Here is a 16021-nt window from a genome sequence, read left to right as displayed (position 1 = left end):
CCGACCTTCGCCCGGTTATCGGGGCAACCTGGTCGTTTGGTCCGTAATGCGGTAACCAGATCGTTGCGGCAACCTCTGCTGGATGTGATGTCCGCCACTCTACGATCGGTGTAGATCGTGAAGTTGATCGTGATCGCAAGCTGTTCGAGCTGTTGCTGTACCTGTCCGGCGAGTTGGGTGCGTTGAGGGGAGCAGGTCGATGGCAAACGAAGTCGTGTCCTCATCCATGATCACCAGCGATTCGACCCACCACATCGCTCGCTGTGTCGGCGGCGACCACTGGGTGGTGTCCTGGCTTCCGGGCCGCACGCTGACCGGCGGGCAGGCAGTGGCGGCCATGAAGCTGGCCGGCGCGCTCGTCGACGGCGCACCCGGTGACGCCGACTGGGCGACCCTGGACGCCATGGCACTGCCACTGGGTCTGACCGGCCGCGAGGCCGTCTATCTGGTGGCCTACGAACAGCACGACTTCAGCCGGGCCCCGCGGCCGCGGCACAGCGCGCTGTCCTGACCACAGGGGCCGGTGACGAGCCCGCCGCCCGGCCGGCGGCGGGGCTTCGACTAGGGCGAATCCACCGATCGCGGAGTTGCCCGTACCCTGGTAACCCGAGTGACGTCCCTCGACGAGACCAGGAGCGCGATCGGTGTTCGAATCCCTTTCCGACCGGTTGACCGGTGCCCTGAAGGATCTGCGTGGCAAGGGGCGTCTGTCACCGGCCGATATCGACGCGACCGCGCGCGAGATCCGGCTCGCCCTGCTCGAGGCCGACGTGGCGCTGCCGGTCGTGCGGGAGTTCATCGCCCGCGTCAAGGAACGCGCCAAGGGCGCCGAGGTGTCGGCCGCGCTGAACCCCGCGCAGCAGGTCGTGAAGATCGTCAACGAGGAATTGATCGGCATCCTCGGTGGCGAGACCCGGCGCCTGCAGTTCGCGAAGAACCCGCCCACGGTCGTCATGCTCGCCGGTCTGCAGGGTGCCGGTAAGACCACACTCGCGGGCAAGCTCGCGAAATGGCTGAAGGGCCAAGGGCATACGCCTTTGCTGGTGGCCTGTGACCTGCAGCGGCCGGGTGCCGTCACCCAGCTGCAGGTGGTCGGCGAACGAGCCGGTGTGCCGGTGTTCGCCCCGCATCCGGGCACCTCGATCGGTGGCGGCGACAACGCCCTGGGCGTCACCGCCGCCGACCCGATCCGTGTCGCCGAGGCCGGTGTCGAGGAAGCGAAGCAGAAGCACTACGACATCGTCATCGTCGACACCGCGGGCCGCCTCGGTATCGACGAGGAGTTGATGCGCCAGGCCGCCGGCATCCGCGACGCGGTGCACCCGGACGAGACGCTGTTCGTCCTCGACGCCATGATCGGCCAGGACGCGGTCACCACGGCGGAGGCCTTCCGCGACGGTGTCGGTTTCACCGGTGTCGTGCTCACCAAGCTCGACGGCGACGCCCGCGGTGGCGCCGCGCTGTCGGTCCGCGAGGTCACCGGCGTCCCGATCCTGTTCGCCTCGACCGGTGAGAAGCTCGAGGACTTCGACGTCTTCCACCCCGACCGCATGTCGAGCCGCATTCTCGGCATGGGCGATCTGCTCACCCTGATCGAACAGGCCGAACAGGTCTACGACCAGCAGCAAGCCGAGGAGGCCGCCCGCAAGATCGGCTCCGGCGAGCTCACCCTCGAGGACTTCCTCGACCAGATGCTGGCCATCCGCAAGATGGGCCCGATCGGCAACCTGCTCGGCATGCTGCCGGGCGCCGGTCAGATGAAGGATGTGCTGGCCCAGGTCGACGACAAACAGCTCGACCGGGTGCAGGCCATCATCCGCGGTATGACCCCCGCCGAGCGGGCCAACCCCAAAATCATCAACGCCTCGCGCCGCCTGCGCATCGCCAACGGTTCCGGCGTCACCGTCTCCGATGTGAACCAGTTGGTGGACCGCTTCTTCGAAGCCCGCAAGATGATGGCCGCGATGGGTAGGCAGATGGGCCTGCCGGGGTCGCGGCGAAACGCCAAGGGCAAGAAGGGGAAGAAGGGCAAGAAGGGCGGACGCGGCCCGACTCCGCCGAAGGGCATGCGCGGAGGATTCCCGGGTATGCCGGGTATGCCAGGCGGAATGCCGGGGATGCCCGCCGCGGGGATGCCGGATCTGTCCAATATGCCCAAGGGGCTGGACGAACTGCCGCCGGGGCTGGAGGGGTTCGACCTGTCCAAACTGAAGTTCCCCAAGAACTGAGCCCTATCGACCCGCTCCACTCGCCGCGGCGTCACGCCGCGGCGAGCCGGATGTCATAGTGCGCGCCGGAGGAAGTCGCGGATGTATGCCGCTATCTCGTCGCCGTGTGTCTCCAGTGCGAAATGTCCGGCGTCGAGCAGATGCAGCTCGGCATTCGGTAGATCACGCAGGTAGGCCTCTGCCCCGGCGGCACCGAACACCTCGTCGTTACGACCCCAGGTGATCAGGGTCGGAGGCTGGTGGGTGCGGAAGTACTGCTGATAGGCGGGATACCGGTCCAGATTGAACTGGTAATCCCAGAACAACTGCAGTTGAATCGCGTCGTTGCCGGGCCGATCCAGCTTGGCCTGGTCGAGTTGCCAGGCTTCCGGAGCCAGCCGGTCCATCCGGTCGGCGGGTACGCCGTGGGTGTACTGCCATTGAGTCCACGTGGGCTCCAACAGTTCTCGGACCGCCGCTTCGTTGGCTGCCCGGTCCTTCGCATGGGCGAACAGGACATCCCAGAACGGGGTGAAGCCTTCGAGGTACGCGTTGCCGCTCTGCGAGATCAGCGCCGTCACCCGCTCCGGATTGCGGCTTGCGATCCGCAGCCCGACCGGTGCGCCGTAATCCTGGATGTAGAGCGAGAACCGCCGCACGCCCAGCTGATCGAGTAGCTCTTCGGTGACGTCGGCGAGCTGGTCGAAGCTGTAGTCGAATTCGTTCACGCCCGGCGCGGCCGAGTTGCCGAATCCGATGAAGTCCGGCGCTAAGAGGTGGAACTCGTCGGACAGCTCGGACATGAGGTGGCGGAACATGTGCGAGCTGGACGGGAAGCCGTGCAGCAGCACGAGGGTCGGACGGTCCGGATTTCCGGCTTCCCGATAGAACACCTCGAGTCCACGGGCCGTTGTCGTGTGCTGTCGGGTGGCGAAGGCAGACATGGTGATTCCTTTCGATCGGAAGATTTGTCACCGAGAGAACGATCGTTCTCAGCGAACTCGGGTAGCATATGAGAACGATGGTTCTCACGCAAGGGAGACGGTTGTGCAGGGTGAAGCGGATGCCGCGCGGGTCCTCGACGCGGCCGACCGACTGTTCAACGAACGCGGAATTCAGGGCGTCGGTATGGACGCGATCCGAGATGCTGCGGATGTGCCGCTGAAACGGCTCTATCGCGACTTTCCGTCGAAGTCCGATCTCGTGCACGCGGTCTTGACGCGGCGCGACAACGACGTGCGCACCGCGCTCGCGCGGTACGTCGACGACAACGCGAGCACTCCCCGGGAACGGGTGCTCGCGGTGTTCGACTTCCTGTACGAGTGGTTCAGCGGGCCCGATTTCCGCGGCTGCCTGTTCATCAATACGGTGGGGGAACTGGGCGGCACGTCCGACGAAGTCGGCCGGATCGCCGCCCGGCACAAGCGTGCCGTGCGTGACTATCTGGCTGATCTGGTGACCGACTGTGCGCTGCCCGAATCCGTGGCCGACCAGTTGCTGATCATCGCCAACGGCGCGATGGTCACGGCCGCGATGCACGACGACCCCGAGGTGGCGCGACAGGCGCGAGCCGTCGCCGACATCCTGCTGCGCGCGGCCCACCCCGTCGGCGAACAAGGCAACGACTATCGCCGACCGGCCTCGCCGCGGAAGTCCCGGTAGGTTGGGACCGGGCGGCGATCGGCTTCCGGCGATGTGGTGAGGAGCGATATGCGGATGCATCTGCGTGGGGTGGTCCTTCCCGGCGACGAGGTGCGCGACCTCTGGGTCCGCGACGGGGTGATCTCCTTCGAACCGGTGCGTGACGCCGAAACCGTGTGTGACACAGGGTGGATCGTGCCGGGGCTGGTCGACGCACACTGCCATGTCGGCATTCGCTACGGCGGCGGGCACGAGGATCGCGAGGGCGCGATCGCGCAGGCGGAGGTGGAACGCGATGCGGGTGCGCTGCTGCTGCGCGATGCCGGATCGCCCATCGACACCCGCTTCATCGACGATCATCACGAACTGCCGAAGATCATCCGGGCCGGCCGCCACATCGCCCGTCCCAAGCGGTATATCCGCGAACTGGGCATCGAACTGGACGACGAGCGCGATCTGCCCGATATCGTCGCCGAACAGGCTCGTTTCGGCGACGGCTGGGTCAAGATCGTCGGCGACTGGATCGATCGCTCCGCGGGTGACCTGCGGCCGCTGTGGAGCGACGCGATCCTGAAGGAGGCCATCGACGCCGCGCACCGGGAAGGCGCCCGCGTCACCGCGCACGTCTTCGGCGAAGACGCGCTGCCCGGCCTGATCAGCGCCGGAATCGACTGTCTCGAGCACGGCACCGGACTCACCGCCGACACCATCGAGATGATGGCCGAACACGGCACCGCGCTGGTGCCCACGCTGGTGAATATCGACACCTTCCCCGATATCGCCGACAGCGCGACCAAATTCCCGGTCTACGCCGCCCATATGCGCGATCTGCACCGCCGGGTCCGCGACACCGTCGCCGACGCCCACGCGGCGGGGGTGCCGATCTACACCGGCACCGACGCCGGCGGTTCGATCCGGCACGGCCGCATCGCCGACGAGATCGACGCGCTGGCCGGTGCCGGGCTGTCGCGGCACGAGGCGCTGGCCGCGGCCTCGTGGCGGGCCCGGGAGTGGCTCGGCCGACCGGGTATCGAGGCCGGCGCACCGGCCGATTTCGTCGTCTACCGCACCGATCCGCGGTCGAGTCGCGATGCGCTCGACGCCCCGGCCCACGTCGTCCTGCGCGGCCGGGTGTACCCGGGCCGGGATCCGGTCACCGGACACCGGTAGGGCAGTCGGGGCGACGAACTGCCTGGCAATGGCGCTGGTCACCGACCTGCGCGTGCTCGGGGAAACGGCCCGCTCGATTCGGGGCGATTTCTCCGGGCGCGGGCGCGTCTGGCACAATGAACGACCGTCCTCGTCGACGACCGCGACTCGCTCGCGATTCCGTATTCGAGGACAGTGTCAGCCCGTCTCCGGTTACGTACCGCGCGGCGGTCACACACTCAACGCAAAACCGGGTCCGCACCCCGTGCGGGCCGCTGAATTGCGCCGTGACCACTCAGGCTGCCCTCGGGCGGCCGCCATCGAAAGGCATTGATACAGCCATGGCTGTCAAGATCAAGCTGACCCGTCTGGGCAAGATCCGCAACCCCCAGTACCGCATCGTCGTCGCCGATGCGCGCACCCGCCGCGACGGCCGCGCCATCGAGAACGTCGGCAAGTACCACCCGAAGGAAGAGCCCTCGCTGATCGAGGTCGACTCCGAGCGCGTGCAGTACTGGCTGGGCGTCGGCGCGCAGCCGACCGAGCCGGTCAAGCGTCTGCTGGAGATCACCGGCGACTGGCAGAAGTTCAAGGGCCTGCCGGGCGCCGAGGGCACCCTGAAGGTCAAGGCCGCCAAGCCGAGCAAGCTGGACCTGTTCAACGCTGCCCTGGCCGCCGCCGACAGCGAGCCGGTCGCCGAGGCCGTCACCCCCAAGAAGAAGAAGTCCAAGGCCGCCGAGGGCGAGGGTGAGGCCGAGGCCGCGACCGAGGCTGCCGAGTAACGTGAGCGAGCGCAGCGAGCGAACCAACGGCACAGCTGCCACCGCAGTCATGCCGGAACCGAGCGCCAGCGAGGTGGAGGCATGAGTGCGGTCGTCGCCGATGCCGTCGAGCATCTGGTGCGCGGCATCGTCGCCAATCCGGACGACGTGCGCGTCGATCTGATCACCAGCCGGCGTGGACGCACCGTCGAGGTCCACGTCCACCCCGATGACCTGGGCAAGGTGATCGGCCGCGGCGGTCGTACCGCGACCGCGCTGCGCACCCTGGTCGCCGGCATCGGTGGCCGCGGTATCCGGGTCGACGTGGTCGATACCGATCAGTAGATGGAACTGGTAGTCGGGCGGGTCGCCAAATCGCACGGTGTGCGCGGCGAACTCGTGGTCGAGGTACGTACCGACGAACCCGAACTCCGCTTCGCTCCCGGCGCCCGCCTGCGTGGCCGGGCGCCGAGAAGCGAGGCGGTGGACATATTCACGGTGGAGTCGGCCCGAGAGCATTCGGGCCGGCTTCTCGTTCGTCTCGAGGGTATCGGCGACCGTAGCGCCGCGGATGCGTTGCGCGGCACTCTGTTTCTCGTCGATACCGCGGAACTCCCGCCGTCGGAGGATCCCGACGAGTTCTACGACCACGAACTCGAAGGTCTGAGCGTGCGGCTCGCGGACGGCACCGAGATCGGCACCGTGAACGAGGTCTTGCATTCGGCCGCGGGCGAACTGCTGTCGATCCGGGCCGGTGCGGGCGCCGGCGGGCGTGCCGGCCGGGAAATCCTGGTGCCCTTCGTGACCGCGATCGTGCCGACCGTGTCGATCGCCGAGGGCCTGATCGTGATCGACCCACCCGAAGGCCTGCTGGACGAGGAGTAGCGATGGGCACCGGAGCCGACGATCCCGCGCAGCGCTCGTCAGCTCTGCGCATCGACGTCGTCACCATCTTCCCCGAATATCTCGAGCCGCTGCGGACGGCGTTGCTGGGCAAGGCGATCGAGAAGGGCATCGTCGAGCTCGGCGTGCACAATCTGCGGCGCTGGACCCACGACGTGCATCAGTCGGTCGACGACGCTCCCTACGGCGGCGGGCCGGGCATGGTCATGAAACCCGTCGTCTGGGGTGACGCGCTCGACGAGGTGTGCCCGGACGAGGCGTTGCTCGTCGTGCCGACCCCGGCCGGAGTGCCGTTCACCCAGGAAACCGCCCAGCGCTGGTCCGCCGAATCGCATCTGGTCTTCGCCTGCGGCCGCTACGAGGGGATCGATCAGCGCGTCTTCGACGATGCCGCCCGCCGGGTCCGGGTGGAAGAGGTCAGCATCGGCGACTACGTCCTGATCGGCGGGGAAGCCGCCGTGCTGGTGATGGCCGAGGCGGTGGTGCGCCTGATCCCCGGCGTCCTGGGCAATCAGGCCTCCCACCAACAGGATTCGTTCTCCGACGGGCTGCTCGAAGGCCCCAGCTACACCCGGCCGGTGAACTGGCGCGGACTCGATGTGCCCGAGATTCTGCTGTCGGGCAATCACGCGCGCATCGACGCGTGGCGCCGTGAACAGTCACTGCGGCGCACCCGGGAGCGCCGCCCGGATCTGCTGCCGCCGGAGTAGCCGAAAACTCTGCGCGACAGGACTTCACCGGTCGAGGCGTCGCATTCGCCGTGTCGCCGCATCGCGTGCCGGACGTGGCCGACGCGCCCGTGACAGGGTGCGGATGTGTGGTCGCCGGGGTTGCCGAGTTCGCCGGCAGTCACGAGGCCGGCGAGGCTGTGGCCAGCCGGTTTTCGGCCATTTCCCTTCGCGGCGCGTCGGCACCGGGTGCGGCTGCGTGCGCACCGGGCGCTCCACCTGGTCCGCTGTCGGAGGCCGACGGTAGTGTCAGCCAGCGTGACGACAGCCTCCGAACCCGTCAGCACCGAAGCAACCACCGGCGCGGAAGCCGCCGCCCCTGGAAAGGTCCGCCTGGCCAGTGTCGGCAGGCGGATCGCCGAGGAGCTCTCGGTCCGTGACGAACAGGTCCGTGCCGCCGTAGAGCTGCTCGACGGCGGGTCGACCGTGCCGTTCATCGCCCGCTACCGCAAGGAGGTGACCGGCGGGCTCGACGACGCGCAGCTGCGGCAACTGGAGGAGCGGCTGCACTACCTGCGCGAACTCGACGAGCGCCGGAACTCGATCCTGGAATCCATTCGCGGACAGGGCAAGTTGGATGCCGCGCTGGAACAGCAGATCATGCTCGCGGAGACCAAGGCCCGCCTCGAGGACATCTACCTGCCCTACAAGCCGAAGCGGCGCACCAAGGCGCAGATCGCCCGCGAGGCCGGACACGAACCGGTCGCGGACGCCCTCATCGGCGACCCCACCACCGATCCGTCCGGCTACACCGCCGAACAACTCGACGGTGCCCGCGCGATTCTGGTCGAGCGATTCGCCGAAGACGCCGACCTCGTCGGTGAACTGCGCGAATTGATGTGGGAGCGCGGCCAGGTGACCTCGCGGGTCCGGACCGGCAAGGAAGAGGCCGGGGCCAAATTCGCCGACTACTTCGAGTTCAGCGAACCGTTCGCCAAACTGCCCTCGCACCGCATCCTGGCCCTGCTGCGCGGTGAGAAGGAAGACGTGCTGAGCCTGTCGCTCGAACCCGATACCGAGGAACCGGAGCCGGGGCAGCGCACCATCTACGAGGGCCGGATCGCGCACAAGTTCGGCATCGCCGACCAGGGGCGCCCGGCCGACTCCTGGTTGCTCGACACCGTGCGCTGGGCGTGGCGGACCAAACTGCAGGTCAGCCTCGGGATCGATATCCGGATGCGGTTGCGGCAGTCCGCCGAGAAAGACGCCGTCGACATCTTCGCCGCCAACCTGCGTGACCTGCTGCTCGCCGCACCCGCCGGCACCCGCACCACCATGGGCCTGGACCCGGGCTACCGCACCGGCGTGAAGGTGGCCGTGGTGGACGGCACCGGCAAGGTGGTGGCCACCGAGACGATCTATCCGCACAAACCGCAGGGCCAGACGGAGAAGTCGCTGGCGGTGCTCGGGGCGCTGGTGGCGCGGTTCGACGTGGAGCTCATCGCGATCGGCAACGGCACCGCTTCCCGGGAGACCGATGCCCTTGCCGCGGAATTGATTTCGCGGATCGGTGCGACGCCCGGTGCGCGGAAGCCGACCAAGATCGTGGTCTCGGAAGCGGGCGCCTCGGTGTATTCCGCCTCCGCGTACGCCTCGCAGGAACTGCCGGAACTGGACGTCTCGCTGCGCGGCGCGGTCTCGATCGCGCGCCGGCTGCAGGATCCGCTGGCCGAACTGGTGAAGATCGAGCCGAAGTCCATCGGCGTCGGCCAGTACCAGCACGACGTCTCCGAGACCCTGCTGGCCCGGTCGCTGGGCGCGGTGGTCGAGGACGCGGTGAACGCGGTCGGTGTCGACGTCAACACCGCCTCCGTGCCGCTGCTGTCCCGCGTCTCCGGCATCGCCTCCTCGGTCGCGGAATCGATTGTCGCGCATCGCGATCAGAACGGCCCGTTCCGCAGCCGCACCGCGCTGCTGGAGGTTCCGCGGCTGGGCCCCAAGGCATTCGAACAGTGCGCGGGCTTCCTGCGCATCCGCGGCGGCGACGACCCGCTGGACTCCTCGGCCGTGCACCCCGAGGCCTATCCGGTGGTGCGCCGGATCCTGGAGGCGACCGGACGCGATGTGCCCGGCCTGATCGGCAACACCTCGGCCCTGCGGGCACTGCGGCCGGGCGAATTCACCGACGAGAAATTCGGTGTGCCGACCGTCACCGACATCATCGCCGAACTCGAGAAGCCCGGCCGTGACCCGCGCCCGGAGTTCAAGACCGCCGAATTCGCCGCCGGCGTGGAAAAGGTCGCCGACCTCGAACCCGGCATGGTGCTCGAAGGTGTGGTGACGAACGTGGCCGCCTTCGGCGCCTTCGTCGATGTGGGTGTCCATCAGGACGGTCTCGTCCACGTCTCGGCCATGTCGCATTCGTTCGTCCGCGATCCCCGCGAGATCGTGAAATCCGGTGACGTGGTGAAGGTGAAGGTGCTGGAGGTCGACGTCGCCCGTCAGCGCATCGGCCTGAGCCTGCGTCTGGACGACGAGCCCGGCACGGGCAAAGCCGAGAAGGGCGGCGCGGGTCAGCGCGGCGGGCAGAACCGGGGTGGTCAGCCGCGCGGCGGCCAGGGCAATCAGGGCCGCGGCGGCCAGGATCGGGGAGGGCAGGATCGCGGCGGACAGAACCGTGGTGGCGGCCAGAACAAGGGACAGGGCCGAAATCAGCAGCGTCGCAGCGCGCCCGAACCGTCGGGCTCGATGGCGGATGCGCTGCGCCGCGCCGGTTTCGGGCGGTAAGCCTCGGCGGCCGCCGCATTCGGGTTTGCCCCGACCGCGGCGGCCGGGTACGGGACAATGGAGTCGCGGGGTCAGGTCTCGATGATCGGCCTCGCGGGGCATCACTATCCCGACCCCGGTTCCGAATGAGGGGACGACGGCTGTGCGGCGCTGGTTCGACGACGCGATCCTCGCGGAGGGACGCCTGCCGTTGCTGTGCTTCCTGCTCGGCTTCATCGTCGGATTCCTGCTGATCCGGCTCAGTGTGCGGATGATTCGCAAGCAGGTGCGCTGGTGGCCGGGCAACCTGCGCGCCGGCAACGTGCACATTCACCACATGGTGTTCGGGGTGGTGCTGGTTCTGGCGTCGGGACTGGGTTTGGTCGCGACCTACAACAGCGGGGTCGGCACGATCTCCGCGCTCGCCTCGACCTTCGGTGTCGGCGCGGCGCTGGTGCTCGACGAATTCGCGCTGATCTATTACCTGCGCGACGTGTACTGGGAGGAACAGGGACGCACCTCCGTCGATGCGGTGTTCGTCGCGGTCGCCGTCACCGGGTTGCTGTTGCTCGGCTTCCACCCGCTGTGGCTGCTCGACGTCAACGACATCCGGCACGACAACAGTGTCGCGGGACGCAGTTTCCTCGGCATCTTCGCGCTGGTGAATCTGGTGCTGGCCGCGATCGTCATCGCCAAGGGCAAGATCTGGACCGGATTGTTCGGCATGTTCTTCCTGCCGCTGCTGGTCGTGGGCGCACTGCGGCTGAGCCGGCCGGGTGCGCCGTGGGCGCGCTGGCGCTATGGCGAGCGCCGCCGCCTGATGTACCGGGCGGTGGTGCGCGAACGCCGGTACCGGCGGCCGGTGATCCGGGCCAAGATCTTCGTGCAGGATCTGGTCGCCGGCAAACCCGATGTCGCGCACGTCCGCAGTGCGGCCGAGGAAGAATTGGCGCGTACCGTGGTCCCCGCTCCGCCCGCCCACCTGCGGACCAGAGCGATGCGGGCCACCATGCACGACGGACCGGACCGCACCGGCCCTGCCGACGCGCCGCCACCGGCGGATACGCCGGGACCGGCCGACGCGGGCGACCTGACGGCGGCGCACCCTCAGCACACCGGACATTGACGCCGGGCAGGCGCGGACTCCGGGGGCGATTTTTCCCGCAGCGGTCTGATCTGGCACAATGCTCAGGTTGCTCTGGGCGCATTTCGACCCGGCGCACCGCCCAATATCCGGAGCACGAACCGGCCGAGCAGTTGCCGCCAGGTTCCTCTGTTCACGCGAACTTCCAAAAGGACGGAAATGAACACCCTCGACTTCGTCGACGAAAAGTCGCTGCGCACCGATATCCCGGACTTCCGCCCGGGTGACACGGTGAACGTGCACGTGAAGGTTATCGAAGGTAACAAGGAGCGCATCCAGGTCTTCAAGGGTGCGGTCATCCGCCGCCAGGGCGGCGGCATCCGCGAGACCTTCACCGTGCGCAAGGTGTCGTTCGGCGTGGGTGTCGAGCGCACCTTCCCGGTACACAGCCCCAACATCGACCACATCGATGTGGTGACCCGCGGTGACGTCCGCCGGGCCAAGCTGTACTACCTGCGCGATCTGCGCGGCAAGGCCGCCAAGATCAAGGAGAAGCGCTGAACATCAGGGCTCTGCCCGTTCACGCCCGCCCCCGGTCCTCGCGACCGGGGGTTTTCCTTTTACCGGCCGGGATATGCCCGCCTTCTCGGCACGCAGGGTGCGCCGGGGCGACGACGAACATGGCTGCGGGATAACCTGTTCGGCGTGGCAGACGAAAGCGAGTCGGTGGCGGTGCCCGGAGCCGATGACAAACGTGCCGGTGGCGAACGCAAAGACGAGTCCGCATCGCGCAGCCGGCGCGGCAGGCGCAAGCGGAAGCAGCGGCCCTTCTGGCAGGAACTGCCGATCCTGATCGTCATCGCCGCCGTGATCGCGGCGCTGGTGGTGAATTTCATCGGCCGGCCGTATGTGATCCCGTCACAGTCGATGGAACCGACGCTGCACGGCTGCACCGGCTGCACGGGCGACCGGATCTATGTCGAGAAGCTGAGCTACGACTTCGGTGATCCCAAGCCTGGCGACGTCGTGGTATTCGTCGGCCCGAGCGGTTCGTGGAACAAGTCCTACCACTCCAACCGCTCCAGCAATGTCGTCGTGCGCGGCGTGCAGAACTTCTTCTCGTTCTTCGGACTGGTGCCGCCGGATGAGAACGACTTGGTCAAGCGCGTGATCGCGACCGGCGGCCAGACCGTGCAGTGCTGCGATGCGCAGGGCCGGGTGATGGTCGACGGTAAACCGCTCGACGAGCCGTACGCGCACTACATCTACCCCTATCAGCCGGGGCTGGCCTATGCGACCAAGGTGGCCGGCGGGCTGTCGATCGACCCGCGCGGCCGCGAATTCGGCCCGGTGAAGGTGCCCGAAGGCAATCTGTGGGTGATGGGCGACAACCGCAACGAATCCGCGGACTCGCGCGCCCATGTCGACGACGAGTACTCCGGCACCGTGCCGATCGACGCAGTGCGCGGTAAGGCGGTGTTCAAAATCTGGCCGCCGAGCCGGATCGGCCCGGTCCGGTCACAGAATCCGCAGACGAACTGAGGCGCGCGGCGCGAGATAATCGAGTCACGGGATAGTCGAACGGTAGGTGCAGTGGCGGAGACATCGCGACGCACGACGCGCAACGGTAAGGGCGGCAAGATCATCCGGCCGGTGGTTCGCACAGGAGACTGGCCGCCGCGAGTGGTGATGCGGCGAGCCGGTGGCCTGCGCACGCTGGAAGCGGCGCTGATCCGCAGTGGTCTCGGTCCGGTCGCGGGTGTCGACGAGGCGGGCCGGGGGTGCTGCGCCGGTCCGCTCGTGGTCGCGGCCTGTCTGCTCGCGCCCAAGGCCTACGATTCCCTTGCGGGACTGGACGATTCGAAGAAGCTGACCGAAGCCGTGCGCGAGCAGCTGTATCCGGTGATCGTGCGCCGGGCGCTGGCCTGGAAGGTCGTGGTGATTCCCGCGTGGGAGATCGACGCGATCGGCATCCATGTCGCCAATATCGAGGGCATGCGCCGGGCGGTGGCGGGTCTGGAGGTGCGGCCCGGCTACGTACTCACCGACGGCTTCCGGGTGCCGGGTATCAGCGTCCCGTCGCTGCCGGTGATCGGTGGTGACGCGGCGGCGGCCTGTATCGCCGCGGCCAGCATCCTCGCCAAGGTGACGCGCGACCGCATCATGGTCGAGATGGACCGTGACCTGCCCGGATACGGCTTCGCTGCGCACAAGGGGTACAACACGCCCGAGCATCTGGCGGCGCTGGAGCGGCTCGGGCCCAGTGACGAACACCGCCGGTCGTGGCGCAACGTCCGGGGCACCGAGGCCGCGGAGACCGGGCGAGTGGCTGCCGACACCGCCCATGCGGGATGATGTGAGCACGCTACACGCGTTCGTGGCGATAGAGGAGGATATTCCACCCGATGAGCGAGCGGAGCGAGGCATGAGCGCCGAGGACCTCGAGAAGTACGAAACCGAGATGGAACTCTCGCTGTATCGCGAGTACAAGGACATCGTCGGTCAATTTTCGTACGTCGTCGAGACCGAACGCCGCTTCTATCTGGCCAATTCTGTCGAGTTGCGCCCGCAGAACGCCGACGGTGAGGTGTATTTCGAGGTGCGGATGTCGGATGCGTGGGTGTGGGATATGTATCGTCCCGCCCGCTTCGTCAAGCACGTCCGCGTGATCACGTTCAAGGACGTGAACATCGAGGAACTGGAGAAGCCGGACCTGCGCCTCCCCGAATAGCGCGCAGGTAGCGAGAGCGGGCCCGACCTGGAGAGATCGGTCGCCGGCCCGGCTGGTGATCCACAGCTCGGGGTTCATCCACAGGCTTTCTGTTTCCGCAGGTGAGACCGGCGGACCGTAGTTTCGCCGACGGCATGCTGAGCGGGTGGCACACAATCTGGCGCTCGGCGCCCACGGAGAAGAACTGGCCGCGCAGTTCCTGCAGGAGGCCGGGATACAGGTCGTCGAACGAAATTGGCGGTGTCGCTACGGCGAATTGGATCTCATCGCACGGGAAGCGGACACCACGGCCTTCGTCGAGGTCAAGACCCGTTCCGGGCTGGGGTTCGGCACACCGGCCGAGGCGGTGACCTTCGCCAAACAACAGCGTATTCGCCGGCTCGCGCTGCTGTGGCTGGCCGAACAGAGCGGACCGTGGCGGCGGGTCCGCTTCGATGTGGTGTCGGTCCTGCTGCTCCCCGGCCGGGACCCGCGGATAGAGCACGTCCGGGCGGCGTTCTGATGGCCCTGGGACGCGCTCATTCGGTGGCCGTGACCGGGGTGGACGGACAACTCGTCGAGATCGAGGCCGATATCGGGCAGGGATTGCCGTCGGTCCATCTGGTCGGGCGCCCGGACACCACCTTGCAGGAATCGCGGGACCGGGTCCGGGCCGCGGTCGCGAACTCGGGGGAGAAGTGGCCCGACGGCCGCGTCATTCTCGCCCTGTCGCCCGCCACGTTGCCGAAGGTCGGCAGCGTGTACGACCTGGCATTGGCCGCTGCCGTGCTGCACGCCGGTGATTCGGTACCGGGGTCGAAGCTCGCCGGTACGGTCCTACTCGGCGAACTGGCCCTCGACGGCCGGGTGCGGCGGGTGCGGGGCATTCTTCCCGCCGTACTGGCGGCGCGGACCGCCGGTCGCAGGACCGTCGTGGTGCCCGAGTCGGTGCTCGGTGAGGCCGGGCTGGTGGACGGGATCACCGTGCTCGGGGCGCCGACACTGCGCGCACTGATCGACTGGTTGCGTGGTGAGGGCGAACTGTCGGCGCCGGACGGTAGCTACACCGCGCCGCGGCGAAGTATCGGCGATCTCAACGAGGTGGTCGGACAGGACGAGGCCCGCTGGGCATTGGAGGTGGCCGCGGCCGGCGGCCACCATCTGTTGCTGACCGGCCCGCCCGGCATCGGCAAAACCATGTTGGCGCAACGGCTTCCGGGGCTGCTGCCGGCGTTGACGGAATCGGAGTCGCTGGAGGTCACCGCCATCCATTCGGTGGCCGGGACGCTGTCGGACGAACATCCGCTCATCACGACGGCACCGTTCGTGGCACCGCACCATTCGACCTCGGTATCGGCGATGGTCGGCGGTGGTTCCGGATCCGCACGGCCGGGTGCCGTCAGCCGGGCGCATCGCGGTGTCCTCTTCCTCGACGAATGTGCCGAAATCGGCGCCAAGGTGCTGGAGGCGTTGCGAACCCCGTTGGAGGAGGGTGAGGTTCGCATTGCCCGCCGCGACGGCGTGGCGCGATACCCGGCGCGATTCCAGCTCATTCTGGCGGCGAATCCGTGTCCGTGCGCTCCGGCCCGCGACGTCGACTGCATCTGTGCACCGCTGGCCCGCCGCAGGTATCTGGGCAAACTGTCCGGCCCGCTCATGGATCGCATCGACATCTGGGTCCAGATGCATGCGCACGCCGCCGGGACGTTCACGCCCTCCGACGCCGAATCCAGTGTGGTCGTGCGGGAACGGGTCGAGCTGGCGCGCCGGGCCGCGGCGCGGCGCTGGTCCGAGTACGGGTGGACCGCCAACGCCGAGGTACCGGGACATGTGCTGCGCCAGCGCTTCCGGCTGCCGGCCGATGCGGTGGCGCCGGTGGAGAGCGCGTTGCGCCAGGGCCGGATGTCCGCCCGGGGTGCGGACCGGGCGATCCGAGTCGCCTGGACCGTCTGCGACCTACGCGGGGGAGAAGTGCCGTCGGCGCAGGATGTGCTGCAGGCGTTGAACTTTCGGCAACGCGGCGTGTCCTGAAGCGTCGAGTGTGCCAGTCGGCGTCCATCGTATGGGCGTGGGCGTGGGCGTGGGCGTGGGCGTGGGCGTGGGCGTGGGCGTGGGCGTCAGCGTCAGCGCGG

17 protein-coding genes are annotated in these 16021 nt (G+C 68.0%); 16 read left to right on the top strand and 1 reads right to left on the bottom strand.

Going from position 1 to position 16021, the window contains the following annotated elements:
• Positions 1 to 199 precede the first annotated feature (199 nt).
• Positions 200 to 511 carry a hypothetical protein gene (locus NE2_RS22385; protein WP_063018393.1) on the top strand — a complete coding sequence of 104 codons (312 nt, stop codon included), beginning with the start codon at positions 200 to 202 and terminating at the stop codon, positions 509 to 511.
• A 133-nt stretch (positions 512 to 644) separates the two neighbouring features.
• Positions 645 to 2228 carry a signal recognition particle protein gene (gene ffh, locus NE2_RS22380; protein WP_063029100.1) on the top strand — a complete coding sequence of 528 codons (1584 nt, stop codon included), beginning with the start codon at positions 645 to 647 and terminating at the stop codon, positions 2226 to 2228.
• Positions 2229 to 2281: 53 nt separating this feature from the next.
• Here the strand turns inward: ffh and NE2_RS22375 are convergent, their stop codons facing one another.
• Complete coding sequence (locus NE2_RS22375) at positions 2282 to 3151, bottom strand: alpha/beta fold hydrolase (protein WP_063029098.1); 870 nt, start codon at positions 3149 to 3151, stop codon at positions 2282 to 2284.
• Positions 3152 to 3254: 103 nt separating this feature from the next.
• Between NE2_RS22375 and NE2_RS22370 the strand changes: the two genes are divergently transcribed.
• From NE2_RS22370 to NE2_RS22305, 14 genes are all read left to right on the top strand, one after another.
• On the top strand, positions 3255 to 3869 hold the full coding sequence (locus tag NE2_RS22370) for a TetR/AcrR family transcriptional regulator (RefSeq protein ID WP_063029096.1): 615 nt from the start codon (positions 3255 to 3257) through the stop codon (positions 3867 to 3869).
• A gap of 48 nt (positions 3870 to 3917) precedes the next feature.
• Positions 3918 to 5018 carry an amidohydrolase family protein gene (locus NE2_RS22365; protein ID WP_373862278.1) on the top strand — a complete coding sequence of 367 codons (1101 nt, stop codon included), beginning with the start codon at positions 3918 to 3920 and terminating at the stop codon, positions 5016 to 5018.
• A 320-nt stretch (positions 5019 to 5338) separates the two neighbouring features.
• The gene (rpsP, locus tag NE2_RS22360) at positions 5339 to 5779 is read left to right on the top strand and encodes a 30S ribosomal protein S16 (RefSeq protein ID WP_062962501.1); all 441 of its coding nucleotides are present in this window, start codon (positions 5339 to 5341) and stop codon (positions 5777 to 5779) included.
• Positions 5780 to 5860: 81 nt separating this feature from the next.
• Positions 5861 to 6103 (top strand): RNA-binding protein, encoded by a 243-nt coding sequence (locus NE2_RS22355; protein WP_036503663.1) that lies wholly within the window; start codon positions 5861 to 5863, stop codon positions 6101 to 6103.
• A complete protein-coding gene (rimM, locus tag NE2_RS22350) occupies positions 6104 to 6643 on the top strand; it encodes a ribosome maturation factor RimM (RefSeq protein ID WP_063029094.1) in 540 nt (179 codons plus the stop codon). It begins immediately after the preceding gene.
• A gap of 44 nt (positions 6644 to 6687) precedes the next feature.
• On the top strand, positions 6688 to 7371 hold the full coding sequence (gene trmD, locus NE2_RS22345) for a tRNA (guanosine(37)-N1)-methyltransferase TrmD (protein ID WP_063029164.1): 684 nt from the start codon (positions 6688 to 6690) through the stop codon (positions 7369 to 7371).
• 276 nt (positions 7372 to 7647) lie between these two features.
• A complete protein-coding gene (locus tag NE2_RS22340; RefSeq protein WP_084494240.1) occupies positions 7648 to 10116 on the top strand; it encodes a Tex family protein in 2469 nt (822 codons plus the stop codon).
• A gap of 142 nt (positions 10117 to 10258) precedes the next feature.
• Positions 10259 to 11221, top strand: coding sequence for a hypothetical protein (locus tag NE2_RS22335; protein ID WP_233429854.1), 963 nt, complete (start codon positions 10259 to 10261; stop codon positions 11219 to 11221).
• Between the two features lie 177 nt (positions 11222 to 11398).
• Entirely contained in the window at positions 11399 to 11740 is a 342-nt protein-coding gene (gene rplS / locus NE2_RS22330; protein ID WP_030513071.1) for a 50S ribosomal protein L19, read from the top strand.
• A 144-nt stretch (positions 11741 to 11884) separates the two neighbouring features.
• Positions 11885 to 12721 carry a signal peptidase I gene (gene lepB, locus NE2_RS22325; RefSeq protein ID WP_167356768.1) on the top strand — a complete coding sequence of 279 codons (837 nt, stop codon included), beginning with the start codon at positions 11885 to 11887 and terminating at the stop codon, positions 12719 to 12721.
• 111 nt (positions 12722 to 12832) lie between these two features.
• The gene (locus tag NE2_RS22320) at positions 12833 to 13534 is read left to right on the top strand and encodes a ribonuclease HII (protein WP_267888193.1); all 702 of its coding nucleotides are present in this window, start codon (positions 12833 to 12835) and stop codon (positions 13532 to 13534) included.
• 70 nt (positions 13535 to 13604) lie between these two features.
• Positions 13605 to 13910 (top strand): DUF2469 domain-containing protein, encoded by a 306-nt coding sequence (locus NE2_RS22315; RefSeq protein ID WP_011210678.1) that lies wholly within the window; start codon positions 13605 to 13607, stop codon positions 13908 to 13910.
• Positions 13911 to 14055: 145 nt separating this feature from the next.
• Complete coding sequence (locus tag NE2_RS22310; protein WP_063029092.1) at positions 14056 to 14412, top strand: YraN family protein; 357 nt, start codon at positions 14056 to 14058, stop codon at positions 14410 to 14412.
• Positions 14412 to 15920 carry a YifB family Mg chelatase-like AAA ATPase gene (locus NE2_RS22305; RefSeq protein ID WP_063029090.1) on the top strand — a complete coding sequence of 503 codons (1509 nt, stop codon included), beginning with the start codon at positions 14412 to 14414 and terminating at the stop codon, positions 15918 to 15920. Before NE2_RS22310 ends, NE2_RS22305 begins: the two co-directional genes overlap by 1 nt.
• Positions 15921 to 16021 lie beyond the last annotated feature (101 nt).

The sequence above is a fragment of the Nocardia elegans NBRC 108235 genome (genome assembly GCF_001612845.1).
In the GTDB taxonomy this organism is placed as follows: domain Bacteria; phylum Actinomycetota; class Actinomycetes; order Mycobacteriales; family Mycobacteriaceae; genus Nocardia; species Nocardia nova.
This window is presented reverse-complemented; position numbering and strand designations above follow the sequence as displayed.

Excerpts from the sequence above, each read along its gene's own strand:
- NE2_RS22385 (WP_063018393.1), top strand. The coding sequence starts at position 200 with ATGGCAAACGAAGTCGTGTCCTCATCCATGATCACCAGCGATTCGACC.
- NE2_RS22375 (WP_063029098.1), bottom strand. The coding sequence starts at position 3,151 with ATGTCTGCCTTCGCCACCCGACAGCACACGACAACGGCCCGTGGACTC.
- NE2_RS22365 (WP_373862278.1), top strand. The coding sequence starts at position 3,918 with ATGCGGATGCATCTGCGTGGGGTGGTCCTTCCCGGCGACGAGGTGCGC.
- rpsP (WP_062962501.1), top strand. The coding sequence starts at position 5,339 with ATGGCTGTCAAGATCAAGCTGACCCGTCTGGGCAAGATCCGCAACCCC.
- NE2_RS22355 (WP_036503663.1), top strand. The coding sequence starts at position 5,861 with ATGAGTGCGGTCGTCGCCGATGCCGTCGAGCATCTGGTGCGCGGCATC.
- rimM (WP_063029094.1), top strand. The coding sequence starts at position 6,104 with ATGGAACTGGTAGTCGGGCGGGTCGCCAAATCGCACGGTGTGCGCGGC.
- rplS (WP_030513071.1), top strand. The coding sequence starts at position 11,399 with ATGAACACCCTCGACTTCGTCGACGAAAAGTCGCTGCGCACCGATATC.
- NE2_RS22315 (WP_011210678.1), top strand. The coding sequence starts at position 13,605 with ATGAGCGCCGAGGACCTCGAGAAGTACGAAACCGAGATGGAACTCTCG.
- NE2_RS22305 (WP_063029090.1), top strand. The coding sequence starts at position 14,412 with ATGGCCCTGGGACGCGCTCATTCGGTGGCCGTGACCGGGGTGGACGGA.